14 protein-coding genes and 1 pseudogene are annotated in these 13881 nt (G+C 64.3%); 8 read left to right on the plus strand and 7 right to left on the minus strand.

From position 1 onward, the window contains the following. Positions 1-297: pseudogene (locus V7Q81_RS10455) on the minus strand (hypothetical protein); the annotation flags it as partial. Positions 298-505: 208 nt separating this feature from the next. Here V7Q81_RS10455 and V7Q81_RS10460 point away from each other — a divergent pair. The 3 genes from V7Q81_RS10460 (at position 506) to V7Q81_RS10470 (ending at position 2909) form a co-directional block, all read left to right on the plus strand. Next, on the plus strand, positions 506-898 hold the full coding sequence (locus V7Q81_RS10460) for a SirB2 family protein (RefSeq protein ID WP_333842915.1): 393 nt from the start codon (positions 506-508) through the stop codon (positions 896-898). A gap of 45 nt (positions 899-943) precedes the next feature. Further along, entirely contained in the window at positions 944-2122 is a 1179-nt protein-coding gene (locus V7Q81_RS10465) for a CaiB/BaiF CoA transferase family protein (protein ID WP_333842917.1), read from the plus strand. 208 nt (positions 2123-2330) lie between these two features. Next, entirely contained in the window at positions 2331-2909 is a 579-nt protein-coding gene (locus V7Q81_RS10470; protein WP_333842919.1) for a hemerythrin domain-containing protein, read from the plus strand. Here V7Q81_RS10470 and V7Q81_RS10475 read toward each other — a convergent pair. From V7Q81_RS10475 to V7Q81_RS10485, 3 genes are all read right to left on the minus strand, one after another. Continuing rightward, entirely contained in the window at positions 2896-4071 is a 1176-nt protein-coding gene (locus V7Q81_RS10475) for a CaiB/BaiF CoA transferase family protein (RefSeq protein ID WP_333842938.1), read from the minus strand. The two genes, V7Q81_RS10470 and V7Q81_RS10475, sit on opposite strands and share 14 nt — an antisense overlap. Positions 4072-4151: 80 nt before the next feature. Further along, positions 4152-5270, minus strand: a complete 1119-nt coding sequence (locus V7Q81_RS10480) for an aromatic ring-hydroxylating dioxygenase subunit alpha (RefSeq protein ID WP_333842921.1) — start codon at positions 5268-5270, stop codon at positions 4152-4154. Between the two features lie 93 nt (positions 5271-5363). Then, on the minus strand, positions 5364-6359 hold the full coding sequence (locus V7Q81_RS10485) for a PDR/VanB family oxidoreductase (RefSeq protein ID WP_333842923.1): 996 nt from the start codon (positions 6357-6359) through the stop codon (positions 5364-5366). A gap of 464 nt (positions 6360-6823) precedes the next feature. On the opposite strand from V7Q81_RS10485, the gene V7Q81_RS10490 reads away from it, so the two are divergent. The 4 genes from V7Q81_RS10490 (at position 6824) to V7Q81_RS10505 (ending at position 11480) form a co-directional block, all read left to right on the plus strand. Then, positions 6824-7819 carry a LysR family transcriptional regulator gene (locus V7Q81_RS10490; RefSeq protein WP_333842925.1) on the plus strand — a complete coding sequence of 332 codons (996 nt, stop codon included), beginning with the start codon at positions 6824-6826 and terminating at the stop codon, positions 7817-7819. Positions 7820-8095: 276 nt separating this feature from the next. Next, positions 8096-8632 carry a TRAP transporter small permease subunit gene (locus tag V7Q81_RS10495; RefSeq protein ID WP_333842927.1) on the plus strand — a complete coding sequence of 179 codons (537 nt, stop codon included), beginning with the start codon at positions 8096-8098 and terminating at the stop codon, positions 8630-8632. Between the two features lie 34 nt (positions 8633-8666). Continuing rightward, positions 8667-10049, plus strand: a complete 1383-nt coding sequence (locus tag V7Q81_RS10500) for a TRAP transporter large permease (protein ID WP_333842929.1) — start codon at positions 8667-8669, stop codon at positions 10047-10049. A 318-nt stretch (positions 10050-10367) separates the two neighbouring features. Continuing rightward, positions 10368-11480 (plus strand): TRAP transporter substrate-binding protein, encoded by a 1113-nt coding sequence (locus tag V7Q81_RS10505; RefSeq protein ID WP_333842930.1) that lies wholly within the window; start codon positions 10368-10370, stop codon positions 11478-11480. A 49-nt stretch (positions 11481-11529) separates the two neighbouring features. Here V7Q81_RS10505 and V7Q81_RS10510 read toward each other — a convergent pair whose 3' ends face one another. The 3 genes from V7Q81_RS10510 to pqqA all read right to left on the minus strand — a co-directional run bounded on the left by V7Q81_RS10510 (position 11530) and on the right by pqqA (position 13356). Continuing rightward, entirely contained in the window at positions 11530-12114 is a 585-nt protein-coding gene (locus V7Q81_RS10510; protein ID WP_333842933.1) for a cytochrome b, read from the minus strand. Further along, a complete protein-coding gene (locus V7Q81_RS10515; protein ID WP_333842936.1) occupies positions 12093-13043 on the minus strand; it encodes a beta-propeller fold lactonase family protein in 951 nt (316 codons plus the stop codon). The genes V7Q81_RS10510 and V7Q81_RS10515 overlap by 22 nt, the downstream gene beginning before the upstream one ends. A gap of 238 nt (positions 13044-13281) precedes the next feature. After that, complete coding sequence (pqqA, locus tag V7Q81_RS10520) at positions 13282-13356, minus strand: pyrroloquinoline quinone precursor peptide PqqA (RefSeq protein ID WP_333842941.1); 75 nt, start codon at positions 13354-13356, stop codon at positions 13282-13284. A 255-nt stretch (positions 13357-13611) separates the two neighbouring features. On the opposite strand from pqqA, the gene V7Q81_RS10525 reads away from it, so the two are divergent. Next, positions 13612-13881, plus strand: a 270-nt coding sequence (locus tag V7Q81_RS10525) for a hypothetical protein (RefSeq protein WP_442954808.1), incomplete at its 3' end; no start/stop codon positions are given.

Consider the following 13881-nt stretch of genomic DNA (forward strand, 5'->3'; position numbering starts at 1 on the left):
GGGGCGGAAGGAAACGGGCGGCGCCTCCGGCTCGATTTCCGGCGCCGGGCGGGGCGCGTCGGCACCCTCCGCTTCCGGTCCGGGCAAGACGCTGACCGTGAGGGGCGTCAGCACCGCTGGAAGCCGTACTTCGTCATGGATTAAAGGCACCGGTAGCAGCAAGGCCACCCCGTGCAGCAGGGCCGAGCCCGCGAGGAACCAGGCGATGGGCGTGGGCCTCGGGGGAGCCTCCTCTTGCCGCGCCGCCGCCCCCCCCGGCGAGCGGGGAAATTCGAGGATTTCGGCGGACTTTTCCACGGACTGGCGCATAGGAGGAAGGAAATCATACCTGGGCCGCCTCGCCTAGCCTGTTTGCCTCGCCCCTGACAGGAAAGCGCCACGGGTTGCCAGGGGCAGCGCCGGCCGACGATAATGCGTTGCCGTATGGGCTGCAGCGGTAGCGTTCAAATCCGATCGGCAGTCGAACCTGGCATCCCACCTTCCTGCGCTGCAATCCGAGCCGGCCATGGCCTACTACACCTGGATTAAGCACCTGCACGTCGCCTGCGTGGTGGCAAGCTACGGGCTGTTCTTCGTCAGGGGAGTGTGGATGATCGTCGAGTCGCCGATGCTCCATCGGCGATGGGTCAGGATCGTCCCCCATGTGAACGACACCGTGCTGCTCGCCGCCGGCCTCACCCTTTCCTTCATGATCGCCCAGTACCCGTTCGTCGCCGGCTGGGTGACTGCCAAAGTGGTGGCGCTCATCCTCTATATCCTGCTCGGGATGTACGGGCTGAAGCACGGCGAGACCAAGCGCGACCGGGTACTCGCCTGGATCGCCGCCCAGGTCGTGTTTCTCTATATCGTGGCGGTGGCGATCACCAAGAGCACCAACCCAATGGCGACATGGCTCTAGCGCTGGGCCGAAGAGAAAAGCGTTGAGGCCTAGAGCATCGATCCCGTGACCTCCCGCCCCAAGCCCCTCGCCGGCGTGCGGGTGCTGGACCTGACCCGTCTGTTGCCGGGCCCCCTTTGCACCCTGCATCTGGCCGACCTGGGCGCCGACGTGGTCAAGGTGGAGGACCCGCGGCAGGGCGACGACGCCCGCCGCTTCCCTGCAGCTGCGGGTGTGGTCTCCCCCTTCTTCACGCTGCTCAACCGCAACAAGCGGGCGCTGCGGCTCGACTTGAAGCACCCCCTCGGGCGCGAGGCATTCCTGCGCCTGGCCCAGGGGGCCGACGTGGTGGTCGAAAGCTTCCGTCCCGGGGTCATGGAGCGCCTGGGTGTGGACTACCCGCGGCTCGCTACGGCGAACCCGAAGCTCGTCTATTGCGCCATCACCGGCTTCGGCCAGAACGGGCCGTACCGGGATCACGCTGGCCACGACGTCAACTACCTGGGTCATGCCGGCGTGCTGGACCAGATCGGCCCCGTCGGGGGCGCCCCGGTGATCCCTAACCTACAGATCGCGGATACGCTCGGCGCCCTCATGGGGACCACCGGAATCCTGGCGGCGCTGCTGGACGCCCGGACGAGCGGTCGCGGCCGGCTGGTGGACGTCTCTATGACCGACGCGGTGCTGGCCCACGCTATCTTTCCGATGCTTGCCCTGTTGAGTCAGGGGCGCACCGCACCCCGGGGCGAGGACACGATCAGTGGCGCGCTGCCCTGCTACAACGTCTACCCGACCGCCGACGGGCGCTATGTGGCAGTGGGGGCGCTCGAGCGCAAGTTCTGGGACCGGCTGTGCGAAGTGTTGGCGCGTCCGGACTTGAAACCCAAGCAGATGCCAGATGACCCCCAGGAGCGTACCCAGGTCAAGGCCGAGCTGGCTGCAATCTTCGCCTCCCAGCCCCTCGCCCACTGGCTCGAGCGCTTCCGCCACGCCGACTGCTGTGTGTCGCCCGTGGTCACCTTAGAGGAAGCCCTGGCCGATCCCCACTTCAACGCCCGCGGCATGATCGTGCGCGACGTCGACGGGCAGCCAGTCCAGTTCGCCTGTCCCTTACATCTTTCCGACTTCACGTTCTCGGTCGAACGAGCGCCTCCCCAGCCGGGCGAGCACAGCGAGGAAGTCCTGGCCGAAGCCGGCTTCACCGAGGGGGAGATCGAAGGATTGCGCGCTGCCGGCGTCATCTAGCCTCGGCCGCCTGACACACAGAGCAGGCCGTCGGCCGCGGCTCCTAGCGCAAGGAGTGACGCCGGCCGCTCTTCCAGATCGAACGGCGCCGCCATCGCCCACCCGCTCGACTGTGGGACTCGCGCGGCAGACAAGAAAGGTTGAGCCAGATCAAATCCCCCGAAGGCGCTCCGAGGTATAAAGAATCGTCTTCGCGACGGAGGCGACGATGGTCGACATTCTGGACGCGCTCAAAAAACAGCACGCCCACATGCGTGGGATGCTGCAGGTGATCGAGAAAGCGATCGAGGACTTTGGCGCAGGCGGCCGACTCGATCCCTATCTGGCCGATGCGCTCCTGCGCTACATCGCCCAATTCCCGAAAACCGTCCATCGTCCGGTGGAAGTGGCCGTCTACCAGGCACTGGGACAAGCCGATGCGTCGCTCGCCGCATTGGCAGAGACGACCGCGGCTGAGCACGGGGACCTGGAGGCGCGCGCCGAGCATCTCCGCGCGCTCCTGTTCTGGAGCGGACAGCACCCCGAGTTCCCGCGGCAGCTGGCCGTGTCCATGGCCCGTGCGCTGATCGGCGACCTGCGCCGGCACATGGGCGAGGAAGAGGACAGACTCTTCCCGGTGGCGGAAAAGCGCCTCGACGCCGCCGCCTGGGCTCGGGTGAGAGCGGCCGCTGGAACAGCGGGCCCCGCATGGCGATCGCGCATCCGGCCGCTACGCCGGCTTTTTGCGCAAATCGCCGCCCTGACACCCCCGCCGCCGAGGCAAGGCAAAAACGTCAAACCCGCTTGACGGCCTCTTCGAGCCAGTCGTGCCAGACTTCCTCGCTGTGCTCGCCCAGCAGCGGCGGCGGCCGAGAAATCTCGAAAGCGTAGTCGGAAAGAAAAACCGGATAGGCAGTCGTGTGGGTGCGGACCCCGTTCGGCAAAGTGAGCGGCTTGACCAGGTTCATGGCCTCGATATGGGGATCGGACAGGATTTGCGCGTAATCGTTGATGGGGGCGCAAGGCACGCCGCGCCGATCCATTTCCTCGAGCCATTCGGCCGCCGTGCGACAGGCGAACAGGGGTTGCAGGATCGAGACGAGCACTGCCTGGTTGCGCGCCCGCAGCGCCTGGCTCTTGAAGCGGGGGTCGTGGGCGAGATCGGGCTTTCCCACCGCTTCGCATACTTCCCACCATAGCTTGTCATTGCCGGCGGCGATGACGAAGTAATCGTCCTTGGCGCGAAAGGCCTGATAGGGGGCGTTGCGGGGGTGGGCTGAGCCCAGGCGGCGCGGAGGCGTGCCGGTACCGAAGTATTCGCTGGTCTGCAGCGCAGCCACACCGATTAAGCTTCCCACCATGGAGCAGTCGATGAAGGCGCCGGTGCCCGTTTCCCTGCGGCGTATCAGGGCAGCCAGAATGGTGTAGGCGGCGTAGAGCCCGGCGCAGAAATCGCCGATGGGCACGCCGCACTTGACCGGTGGCCCGCCCTCCTCCCCGGTCACGCTCATCACTCCGCTCATCGCCTGGACGGTGACGTCGAAGGCCCCTTTCTCCGCGTAGGGTCCCTTTTGCCCGTAGCCCGAGATGGAGCAGTACACCAGGCCCGGGTTGTCCGCCTTGAGCGCTTCGTAGCCGAGGCCCAGACGGACCAGCACGCCGGGGCGGAAATTCTCAATCACCACGTCCGCCCGGGCCGCGAGCCGGCGCAGTCGGGCGACGTCCGTTTCGCTTTTCAGGTCGGCGGCGAGGCTCCGTTTGTTGCGGTTGAGGGAGGCGAAATTTTCGCTGAAGGCGCCTCCCTCCGCTCCGACCGACAGGGGCGGCCACGCCCGCATGCCGTCGCCACCGTCGGGACGCTCCACTTTCACCACATCGGCGCCCAGATCGGCGAGGAGCGAGCCCGCAAACGGGCCGGCCGCGATCTGGCCGAACTCCAAGACTTTCAACCCCGCCAGCGGCTTGCGAATCGACACGCGCCTTATCCCCCTTTTTTCGTTAAGACGGACCTGTCGCCCCCTCGGAAACGGAACTCTCGGGCGAGCCCATTCTATCCTTGCTTCGTCAGCACGGGCGAGCCCATCGAAGCAGCCGACGCCTTGCCTTGCGCCGCCAGGATCTCCTCGTGCCGCATCTGGGCCAGCACTTGGCGCGCCCGGCGCAAGGCCTTGTCGGACTTCAGGAATAGTTCCGAATATCCGTCATCGGGATAGTCCAGCATCTGCTGCTGCCGCTCGAGGGCCCAGCGGTCCTGGGCAACCACGTTCGGGAACATCTCGGCGATACGCCGGGCGGCCGACTTGGCGGGATCGCCGCGGGAGCGATGGTCAGCGCGGCAGTTCACACACCAACGCCAAACGTGATTGCGGTCGTCCACCGGCGTATGGGTATGCAACAGCACGTATCCCCGGTCCATGCCAGTGCCTAGCTGCCCCGGTGGCGCCACCCGCAACTCCACCCGCGTCAGGCCCGGGCTCAGCATGCAATGGGTGTGTTCCCGGTCGACGACCTCGTAATGAAACCAGTCGACGAAGTAGGGAGGCTGGACGTAGTTGCTGGCGCGGCGGATCGTCTTCACGAAGCGGTAGCCTCCGATTTCTCCCTCCACCAGCTCGATGGGCAAGAGGCTATTGGCGTAGTCGCCGATGTTGCCATCGTGCAGCGGATAGAAATGGGTGATGTCGAGCAGGTTCTCGATTAGCAACAAGTAGTTTGCCGGAACGTGCATCGGTCCGGAATCGATCGACTCCCAGGTCGGATCGGCGACTTCCGGGGTGCGGGGCGGCTGGAACAAGGCGGCGCGCTCCGGATTGCCAGGCCAGACCCACACCAGACCGTCCTGCTCGATCACCGGAAAGGGACGCAGCCTGGCCTGGGGCGGTATGTGTCCGTCGGGATGGGACGGAATCTTCACGCACTTGCCCTGCTCGTCATAGCAGAGACCGTGATAGGCGCATTCGAGCGTACCGTTGTCCAGCAGGCGCCCCTCGGAGAGGGGGAAGCGCTTGTGGCAGCAGCGATTGTCGAAAGCGACTACGCTGCCCCCCCGGGTTCGCCAGATGACCAGTGGCTGCCCTGCGATCTTGTGTCCGGTCAGCGTCTCCGGCTTGAATTCGTGGGACAGACCGGCGACGTACCAACAATCCTTGACGTACTGATACGATTCCATGGATGTCAGCTCCTCTTGCAAACTCAGCTTGCCCCCGCCCCAGCCGCGCCCCGCAACGGCCGTCGCATTTGCCTTGCCCATACCGCGCTGGCGCTACAGATCCAGCACCAGCACGGGGGTCCTGGATCGGGAGCAGCACACGAGCACGAACTCTTTGCGGTCGGCCTCGTCCAGGACGAAGTCACGGTGATCCGGCTCCCCGCCGACATAGCGCGTGAGACAAGTTCCGCACACCCCGTTCTCGCAGGACGTCTCGATGAAAACGCCGTTCTCTCGCAGCACCGCGACGATGGTCTTTTCAGCAGGCACTTCCAGCTCACGCCCGCTGCGAAGCAGCCTGATTCGGAACGGGCGATTTCTGGATTGCGAGGCGGACGCATCCGGGGGCGGGGAAAAATGCTCGCAGTGCACGGCCTGGGGCGGCCAGTGAGCGCAAGCTGTTTTGACCGTCTCCATGAAGCCCGGGGGGCCGCAGTAATACAGATGGGTGCCGGGCTCCCATGGGCGCAGCAACGTGCCCAGGTCGAGCCCGCGGGCGGGATCTCCACCATCATGATGGACCGTCACCTTCCCCGCCGCGATGAGCGGCCCGAGGCGCTCGAGGAACGCCGTCCGTTCGGGAGAACGGGTGCAATAATGGAGACGATACTCACCGCCCCGGGCTTCGAGCTCCGCGATCATGGCCATCATCGGGGTGACGCCGATGCCGCCGGCGAGCAGCAGATGGCGTCGAGCTCCTTCGGCCAGGGGAAAATGGTTGCGCGGCCCGGCGATGGTGAGGCGCTCTCCGATTCGGACGTTTTCATGCAAAGCCTTGGATCCGCCGCGCCCCTGGTCCTCCCGCTGCACGGCGATGAGGTAGCGATGCCGCTGCCCGGGATCGCTGCACAGGGAATACTGACGCACGCACCCCGGCTTCACATGGACGTCGATGTGGGCGCCGGCGGTGAAGCCGGGCAACGCCTCACCCCGAGGATCCCTCAGTTCGAAGCTCGCGATGCCCTCGGCTTCCAGCACGATGGCCCGCACCTGCACTTGGCGCAAGGCAGGGGCACTGCTCGCCTCGGCATCCCCTTGGGCGAGTGTCATGTCCTCTTTTTCACAGTTCGGACGAAAAACCGCTGCCTGTCCCATCCGTCCTTCCTCGAAAGGGGGTAAAGAATCCAAACGAAAACGCCTTTTCTTCGCAGAAAAAAGCGCGCGCAGGGAACTATAAGGGAGGGTGCATTATTGATAAAAGCGATATTTATTGATATTGTCCGTTCATGAATATTGAACTCATGCCTGCCCGCCGATCCCGCTACCTCCCCTGGAAACGGGCCGGTGCACCCAATCTCTTGAAGGGGGGGGCCTGCACCGAGGTGCAGGGGTCGAGCTGGCCCTCAGGATCTCCCTCTGTAAGCAGCTCATGCCGTTCAACCCTGCTTGGCAGATCGAACTCGAGGAGAAGGCTTAAGCCGATGCCCTACCCCAGAAGGTTGCATGGCCTCATGCAAGAGCAGGATGCCCCCTCCCGCTTGCGGGATTCCGACTGGGCTTTGTGAGGTCGACGAATGAACATCAAGCAGCTTGAAACCTTCTACTGGATCGAGCGGCTCGGCAGCTTCAGCGCTGCCGCCGAACGCGTCTTCGCCACCCAATCCACCGTTTCCATGCGCATCCAGGAGCTGGAGCAATCCCTGGGCGTGAAGCTGTTCGACCGCTCGCACCGCACCGCGCGCCTGACGCCGAAAGGCAAGGAGCTAGTGCCCTATGTACAACAGCTCATCGAGCTCACAGCCGAGATGCAGCGCCGCATCACCCCACCCGAATCGATGAGCGGCCTGGTTCGGGTCGGTGTGGTGGAAATCATCGCCTCCACCTGGCTTCCCCGTTTTATCCGCACGCTCCAGGAGACTTATCCCAACATCCTGCTGGAGCTGGAAGTCGCTTTGTCCTTCGAGCTGACGGAAAAGCTGCGCAACGGCTCTCTCGACGTGGTGTTCGCCCTAGGGCGCCCGCCCGGCACCAATTACGTCATCGAATCGCTCGGCTCTGTTCAACTGGAATGGATGGCAAGCCCAGCCCTGGGGATTCCAGAGGACACCGTCGCGCCCAGGGACCTGCAGCCCTGGCCCTTCATCACGCTGAACCGGCAGTCCTATCACCATGCCCGGATCCAGACCTGGATGAAGGAAAACAAGGTGCGTTGCCGCAGAATCATCGTGTGCAACTCCATGACGGTGGCCGCCACCCTGGTCATGGCGGGCATCGGTGTGAGCCTGCTGCCGCCGCGCTGCTATCACCGCGAGATTGAGGCGAGGGCCTTGCGCATCGTTCGCACCACGGGCGGCATGGCGCCCGTGGAGTTTTTCGCCATGTATCCCCTGGACGAGTTCCAACCCCTGGCACAGCTCGTCACGGGGCTCGCCGCACGGGTGAGCGACTTCGACCGGGCAGGCCAGGAATCCGATGGCGGCACGGCCGCGCCCCAGAGCCCGTCACCTCCTGCATCCCTGGGCAAGAAGCGCTCCCGGAAAACCCCGATTCTGGGCGGCTCCCCTTCCTAGCCTAGAGCCAGCCCTTTTGCCCGACATCCGTCCCTTACATCAAAAAAACCGATAAAAAATTATTCGAAAAAAACTTCTATGTTGATAATCATCCTCCTTTGCAGGATGATTTGGCACTCATTCCGCTGCCGATAAAAAACGCATTCGCCCGGCGGTGCATCGCCCCGTCAGACCTGCTTTGCCGGCTTGGGCGGCAAAGGCGACGAAAACGGGCATTGGCGCAAAGAGCGCGGCCTGTCGCGTTCCAGCCCCTGCAACGTCCTGGAGGTGAGGAGGATGAGACGGTTTCTCTGGTGGGTCGAAGGCTTCAACGATTTGCTGGGACGCGGGGTCTCCTGGCTGATGCTGGGAGTGGTAGGCATCTCCTTCACGGTGGCCATTCTTCGCTATGCCTTCAGCCTCGGCTGGATATGGCTGCAGGAGTCCTATGTATGGCTCCACGCCATCGTCTTCATGGTGGCCATGGGCTACACCCTGCTCTACGACAGTCACGTGCGGGTCGACATCTTCTACCGCTCGGCAAGCCTGCGCTACAAGGCCTGGGTCGATCTCCTGGGAACCCTGTTCTTCCTGTTCCCTTTTCTCGGGGTCGTGTGGTGGGCCTGTTACCCCTATGTGGCCATTTCCTGGGAGCGGCTGGAGGCTTCCCGCGAGGCGGGCGGCATACCGGCCCTCTACCTGCTCAAAAGCGTTCTTCTCGTTTTCGTCATCGTTTTGCTGATCCAGGGGATCGCGGTCCTCATCCGCAGCCTCCTGGTGCTTAAAGGCGCCCGTGAGTACGGGAAGCGCTTCGATGAAAACAAGATCGTCTAGATCCTCTGACCCAATTCACTGACGAGGTTTTCCGATGGGCGGCGGTGAGCTCCTGGCCATCCTTCTGCTGGTATCGGTATGCGGCCTACTGCTCCTCGGCTATCCCGTCGCCTTCACTCTGGCCGGTGTCGGCGTCCTGTTCGCGGGACTGGGTATCGGGTTCGAGGTCTTCAATTGGCGGCTCTTTGCGGCGCTCCCCTCCCGCTATTTCGGCGTGATGACCAACGAGGTGCTGGTCGCGGTGCCGCTTTTCGTTTTCATGGGCGTTATGCTGGAGCGGTCCAAGATCGCCGAGGACCTTCTGGTGACTTTGGGCCAGCTCTTCGGGCGGCTGCGGGGCGGGCTCGGCATCTCCGTGACCCTGGTCGGCGCGGTGCTCGCCGCCTCCACCGGGATCGTGGGCGCCACGGTGATCGCCATGGGCCTGCTCAGCCTGCCCACCATGCTGCGGGCGGGCTACGACCATCGGCTCGCCTGCGGGACCATCTGCGCCTCCGGCACCCTGGGGCAGATCATTCCCCCGTCCATCGCCCTGGTGCTGCTCGGTGACGTGCTGGCCGGTACCTACTCGGAGTCCCAGCTCGCCCGGGGCATCGTGGCGGTCAAGCCGTTTTCGGTAATCGATCTGTTCGCCGGGGCCTTCATCCCTGGGCTGGTGCTCGTCGCCCTGTACGTAATCTACTTGACCGCGGTCGCGTTCTTTCAACCGCAGAAGTGCCCGCCCTTGTACGACGCGACGGTCGCGGGCTGGGCCCTGGCCCGCAAGGTGGCCACCGCGCTCATCCCGCCGGCCTTTCTGGTGATCGCAGTCCTCGGCTCAATCCTCGCGGGGCTGGCAACGCCCAGCGAGGCAGCCTCTTTCGGCGCCGTCGGCGCTACCCTGCTCGCCCTGCTCCGGCGCCAGTTGTCTTTGTCCGTCCTGCGGGAGGTGGTCCAGGTCACCACCCGCATCACCTGCATGGTGTTCGGCATCCTCCTTGGCGCCTCCGTGTTCTCCCTCACCTTCCGGGGGCTCGGCGGGGACCGCATGGTGGCCGAGTTCTTCACCAGCCTCCCGGGCGGCTTCTTCAGCGCCCTGTTGCTCATCATGATCGTGGTATTCCTCCTTGGGTTCATCCTTGACTTCATCGAGATCGTCTTCATCGTCGTTCCCATCGTCGCCCCGGCGCTCCTCATGATGGACGTGAACCCGATCTGGCTGGGGGTGATGTTCGCCATGAATCTGCAGACGAGCTTCCTCACGCCTCCTTTCGGCTGGGCGCTGTTCTACCTGCGCGGCGTAGCTCCCGCCGAGGTGCGTACCGGGGACATCTATCGCGGGATCCTCCCCTTCGTCCTCCTACAGCTCGTGGCGCTGGCGATACTCGCCCAGTTCCCTGCCCTCGCCACCTGGCTGCCCAGCGTGATCTTCGACTGATCCCCCTCCTCTTCGGGCTTTTTTCACCCGCGGCACCCCCGTGGGCGATTGCCCGCAAGCGACGGGATCCCCTGCGGCCGATGCCGGGAAATGATCATATTTTTCAATTCGAGCTCATCGGAAAATATCGTTTGAGGTGATATTTCCTCTCCCCGATACTAGGATTCGATCTCGATTCGGCGACTCTCCCCGCGACCGGCGATCGCGCGTGGCGGCCGCGGCAAGTCCATGCATACACCCTGGGGCGCTGAGAGAGGAAAGGCGTCCTTGCGCCAGGCGCAAGGAGGAAGAGGCCAACTTTGTAGGAGGAGTGGAAACATGAGGGACGTCAAACGACGGAAGTTTTTGAAAAGCGCTGCGGTGGCCACCGCCGCGGCGGCCGCCGCGGGTTTCTCGGCGCCTGCCATCTCCCAGAACCGGATCAAGTGGACCATGGTGACCACTTGGCCGCGCAACCTTCCCGGCCTGGGAACCGGCGCCCAGTATTTCGCCGACATGGTCACCAAAACCTCCGGCGGAAAGTTCACCATCGAGCTCTATCCCGCCGGCGAAATCGTGCCGGCGCTGGAGGCGATCGACGCGGTGGGCAGGGGCACGGTGGAAGCCGGCCACGGCTGCCCGTATTACTGGAAAGGCAAGGCGCTGGCCGCCCAGTTTCTGAGCAACTTCCCCTTCGGCCTCACGGCCCAGGAATACAACGCCTGGTACTACTTCGGTGGTGGCAAGGAGCTCGCGGACAAGGTCTACCGGGAGCAGCTCGGCTGTAAGTTCGTGCTCTGCGGCAACACCGGCGTGCAGGCGCCTGGCTGGTCGCGCAAGGAGATCAAGTCACTTGCCGACTTCAAGGGCCTGAAAATGCGCATGCCCGGCATCGCCGCCGAGGCTATGCAGCGCCTCGGCGCCGTCGTGGTGAACGTGCTGGGCAGTGAGGTCACGGCCGCCCTGGCCTCGGGGGCGGTCGATTGGGTCGAATGGAACAACCCCTATGGCGAGGCTTCCCTCGCCTTCTACCGCTACGCCAAGTACTACTACACCCCTGGCTGGCACGAGTCCGGCACGTCCCTCGAGCTCTTCGTCAACAGCAAGGCCTGGGACAGTCTTTCCGCCGAGAACAAGTTGCTGGTGGAGCAGTGCGCCTACGCCACCAACGTGCGCATGCTGAGCGAGTTCGTCTGGTACAGCGGCCCGCAGTTGGAGGAGTACGTGACCAAGCACGGCGTCCAGGTGAAGGTGATCGACGACGAATCTCTGGTCGCCATCGGTAACGCGGTAGGGGAAGTGATCGGGGACATCATCGCCAAGGACAAAAACAGCCGTGAAGTCTATGCCAGCCTGATGAAGGCCCGGCAGCTGCAGATGCCCTACAGCAAGAACACGGAGGGCGAGTTCCTTCGGGCCCGCTCCCTGCCGTACAGGCTCCCGAAGGTATAAGGCGGCGTGTTCGGGCCAAGGCCCCCGGCGCGGCCGAGGGCCGCCGCCTTTACGGCAGCATGCGGTGGAACACCCCGTCCCGGCGCAGGAGGTGCTGGAGCGCGGCGACCACGTGCACAGTGATCAGGACGATGAAGACATAGGATGTGGTCACGTGGATGGTGGTGAACGTCTGATTGACCAGCTCGTGCTCCCAGCCCAGCTTGGGAAACGGCAGCCCGAAGAACTTCATCGGGTACTTGGTGAAGGAGGAGGAGAGGTAGCCAGAAAGGGGCATCAGCACCATGCACAGGTAGAGCAGGCGGTGATTGATGGCCGCCGCCCGGATCTTCCACGCCGGCAGGAACGCCGGCAACGCCGGGGCCGGATGGGTCAGGCGCCAGGCAATGCGCAGCCCAATGAGCATGGCCGTGGTCAAGCCCATGGATTTGTGGAACGCGAAAAACCAGGAGCGCTCCGGGGAGCCTTTGGGCAGGTCCACCATGTACCAGCCGAGGGCGAACTGGCTGAAGATTAGGACAGCAATCCCCCAGTGCAGCAGAATCGCCACCCAGTGATACCGCTCGCCACCGCGCCCCAGGGCCCCCAGAGGTGCCCGCGGCGCCCCTGCCGCTATCTGATCACCACGCCCCATGGCCGCACTCCCACCGGGATTTCGCGCAAGACCTTGTCAGTGCCGGTGTCGATCACGGACACCGAATCGGAACGGCCATTGGCCACGTAGAGCTTCTTGCCGTCGGGCGTGATGGCCATGTTCCAAGGGCGCTTGCCCACCGGCACCGTGGCGACGATGCGGTTTTCAGCGGTATCGATCACCGACACGGTCGCATCCCTGCCGTTGGACACGTACACTTTCTTGCCGTCCGGGCGCACGGCGACCCCGTTGGAATAGTTGCCTGCCTTGATGACGGCGAGCACCTTGTGACCCGCCACGTCGATGGCGTAGACCTCGTTCGCCAGCTCGCAGGCCACGTAGGCACGGCTACCGTCGGGCAGGAAGCCGATGCCCCGCGGCCGGCGCCCCACCGGGATCGTGGTCACCTGCTCGCGCTTGGCCACGTCGATCACGTCCACCTGCTCGGCCTCCTCGGCGCTCACGTACAGCCACTTCCCGTCCGGGCTGAAGACCGCGTGCTCCGGGTTATGCCCCTGCACCTTGACGCTGAATCGCTTCTGGTTGGTGGCCGTCTCGATGAAGGCAACACTGTTGGACAGTTCCACCGCCGCCACCACCCATCTGCCGTCGGGCGAGATGCTCACCCCCTCTGGCGACTCGCCCAGCGCCACCTGGCCGACGGCGGCGCGCTTTTCTAGATCCACGATGACCAGCGCGTTATTGGGCTGGTCGCTCACGTAAAGATACTTGCCGTCCTTGCTGATCGCGAGACCCCGCGGCTTCTTCCCTGCCTGGATTTCGGCGATCACCTTGTCCTCCCGGGTGTCGATCACCGAAATGGTGCCGCTCTCCTCGTTCGGCACATAGGCGAGCGGGACGGCCCAGCTCCAAAGCGGCACGAGAAACAGCAGCCAAGGGATCCGGCCGAGGGGGAAACGACGCTTCATCCTTTCTCCTTTCTTTACGCGGATGGTTTCCAGCCCGTGGTCCGATCTGGGCTGGAAGGGAGCGAAGAGCTCCCCGCACAGGTTTTTCTTCTGCGTTAGGACGCCGTGTTTCGAATGAGTTCCGGCGCGATCGAGCCGCCGGGCTCCCCCGGCGGCCCGACCGCATGGTTACGGCATGCACTTTCCCCCGGCACGGGCCCGCGATCGCCTGCCCGCTCGGAAGAAAGCGGGAGACGCTTCAGCGATTGGCGATGTACATCGTGACTTCGAAGCCAAAGCGCATGTCGCTGAATTGGGGTTTGGTCCAGGCCATCGTGATACCTCCTTCAATGTTGGAATGGAAACACCCGGACGCGATCCGGGAGGGACGCCCAGGGCTTGTTCCCGGGGCTTCCCGGACTTAATCTTCGGCGCAGCCCAGCGCCCGGGACAGTCGGGAAATCGTGACCCGGGACTCATGATTTTCATGATCGTTCACTGCTTTATTTACCAGGGCTCGGCGTTGCACTAGGCTAGCCCTATTGTTTCACGATCCCTGCCCAGGGCGGCCTCGTATGAGGGCGTGTTCGTGAAGTGGTCGGGCGAACTCCCCAATCCGATGACACTGCGCAGCGTAGCCTCGCTCCAGGGGCGTCTCCGGGAAGTGGCCGGGCGGGACGCGGCCCAAGAAGGCCCCGAGGGCGTCTTACCGCTCGAGGAGCTCGCCCGCCCGTTCGATTCGAGGGCGAACCGGCGACTCTGCTTGGCGCTGGCCCTCTCCCTCGCCGCCCATGCCTTGACCCTCTATCTCGTGCCTGCTCCTGCCCCCGCCCCGCCCAAACCGGTGGAGGTGCTGGAG

Source organism: Pelomicrobium sp. (assembly GCF_036803785.1).
Classification (GTDB): domain Bacteria; phylum Pseudomonadota; class Gammaproteobacteria; order Burkholderiales; family UBA6910; genus Pelomicrobium.

Coding starts and splice junctions, on each gene's coding strand:
- V7Q81_RS10495 (WP_333842927.1), top strand. CDS start 8,096: ATGAGACGGTTTCTCTGGTGGGTCGAAGGCTTCAACGATTTGCTGGGA.
- V7Q81_RS10470 (WP_333842919.1), top strand. CDS start 2,331: ATGGTCGACATTCTGGACGCGCTCAAAAAACAGCACGCCCACATGCGT.
- V7Q81_RS10480 (WP_333842921.1), bottom strand. CDS start 5,270: ATGGAATCGTATCAGTACGTCAAGGATTGTTGGTACGTCGCCGGTCTG.
- V7Q81_RS10500 (WP_333842929.1), top strand. CDS start 8,667: ATGGGCGGCGGTGAGCTCCTGGCCATCCTTCTGCTGGTATCGGTATGC.
- V7Q81_RS10490 (WP_333842925.1), top strand. CDS start 6,824: ATGAACATCAAGCAGCTTGAAACCTTCTACTGGATCGAGCGGCTCGGC.
- V7Q81_RS10505 (WP_333842930.1), top strand. CDS start 10,368: ATGAGGGACGTCAAACGACGGAAGTTTTTGAAAAGCGCTGCGGTGGCC.
- V7Q81_RS10460 (WP_333842915.1), top strand. CDS start 506: ATGGCCTACTACACCTGGATTAAGCACCTGCACGTCGCCTGCGTGGTG.
- V7Q81_RS10510 (WP_333842933.1), bottom strand. CDS start 12,114: ATGGGGCGTGGTGATCAGATAGCGGCAGGGGCGCCGCGGGCACCTCTG.
- V7Q81_RS10515 (WP_333842936.1), bottom strand. CDS start 13,043: ATGAAGCGTCGTTTCCCCCTCGGCCGGATCCCTTGGCTGCTGTTTCTC.
- V7Q81_RS10485 (WP_333842923.1), bottom strand. CDS start 6,359: ATGACACTCGCCCAAGGGGATGCCGAGGCGAGCAGTGCCCCTGCCTTG.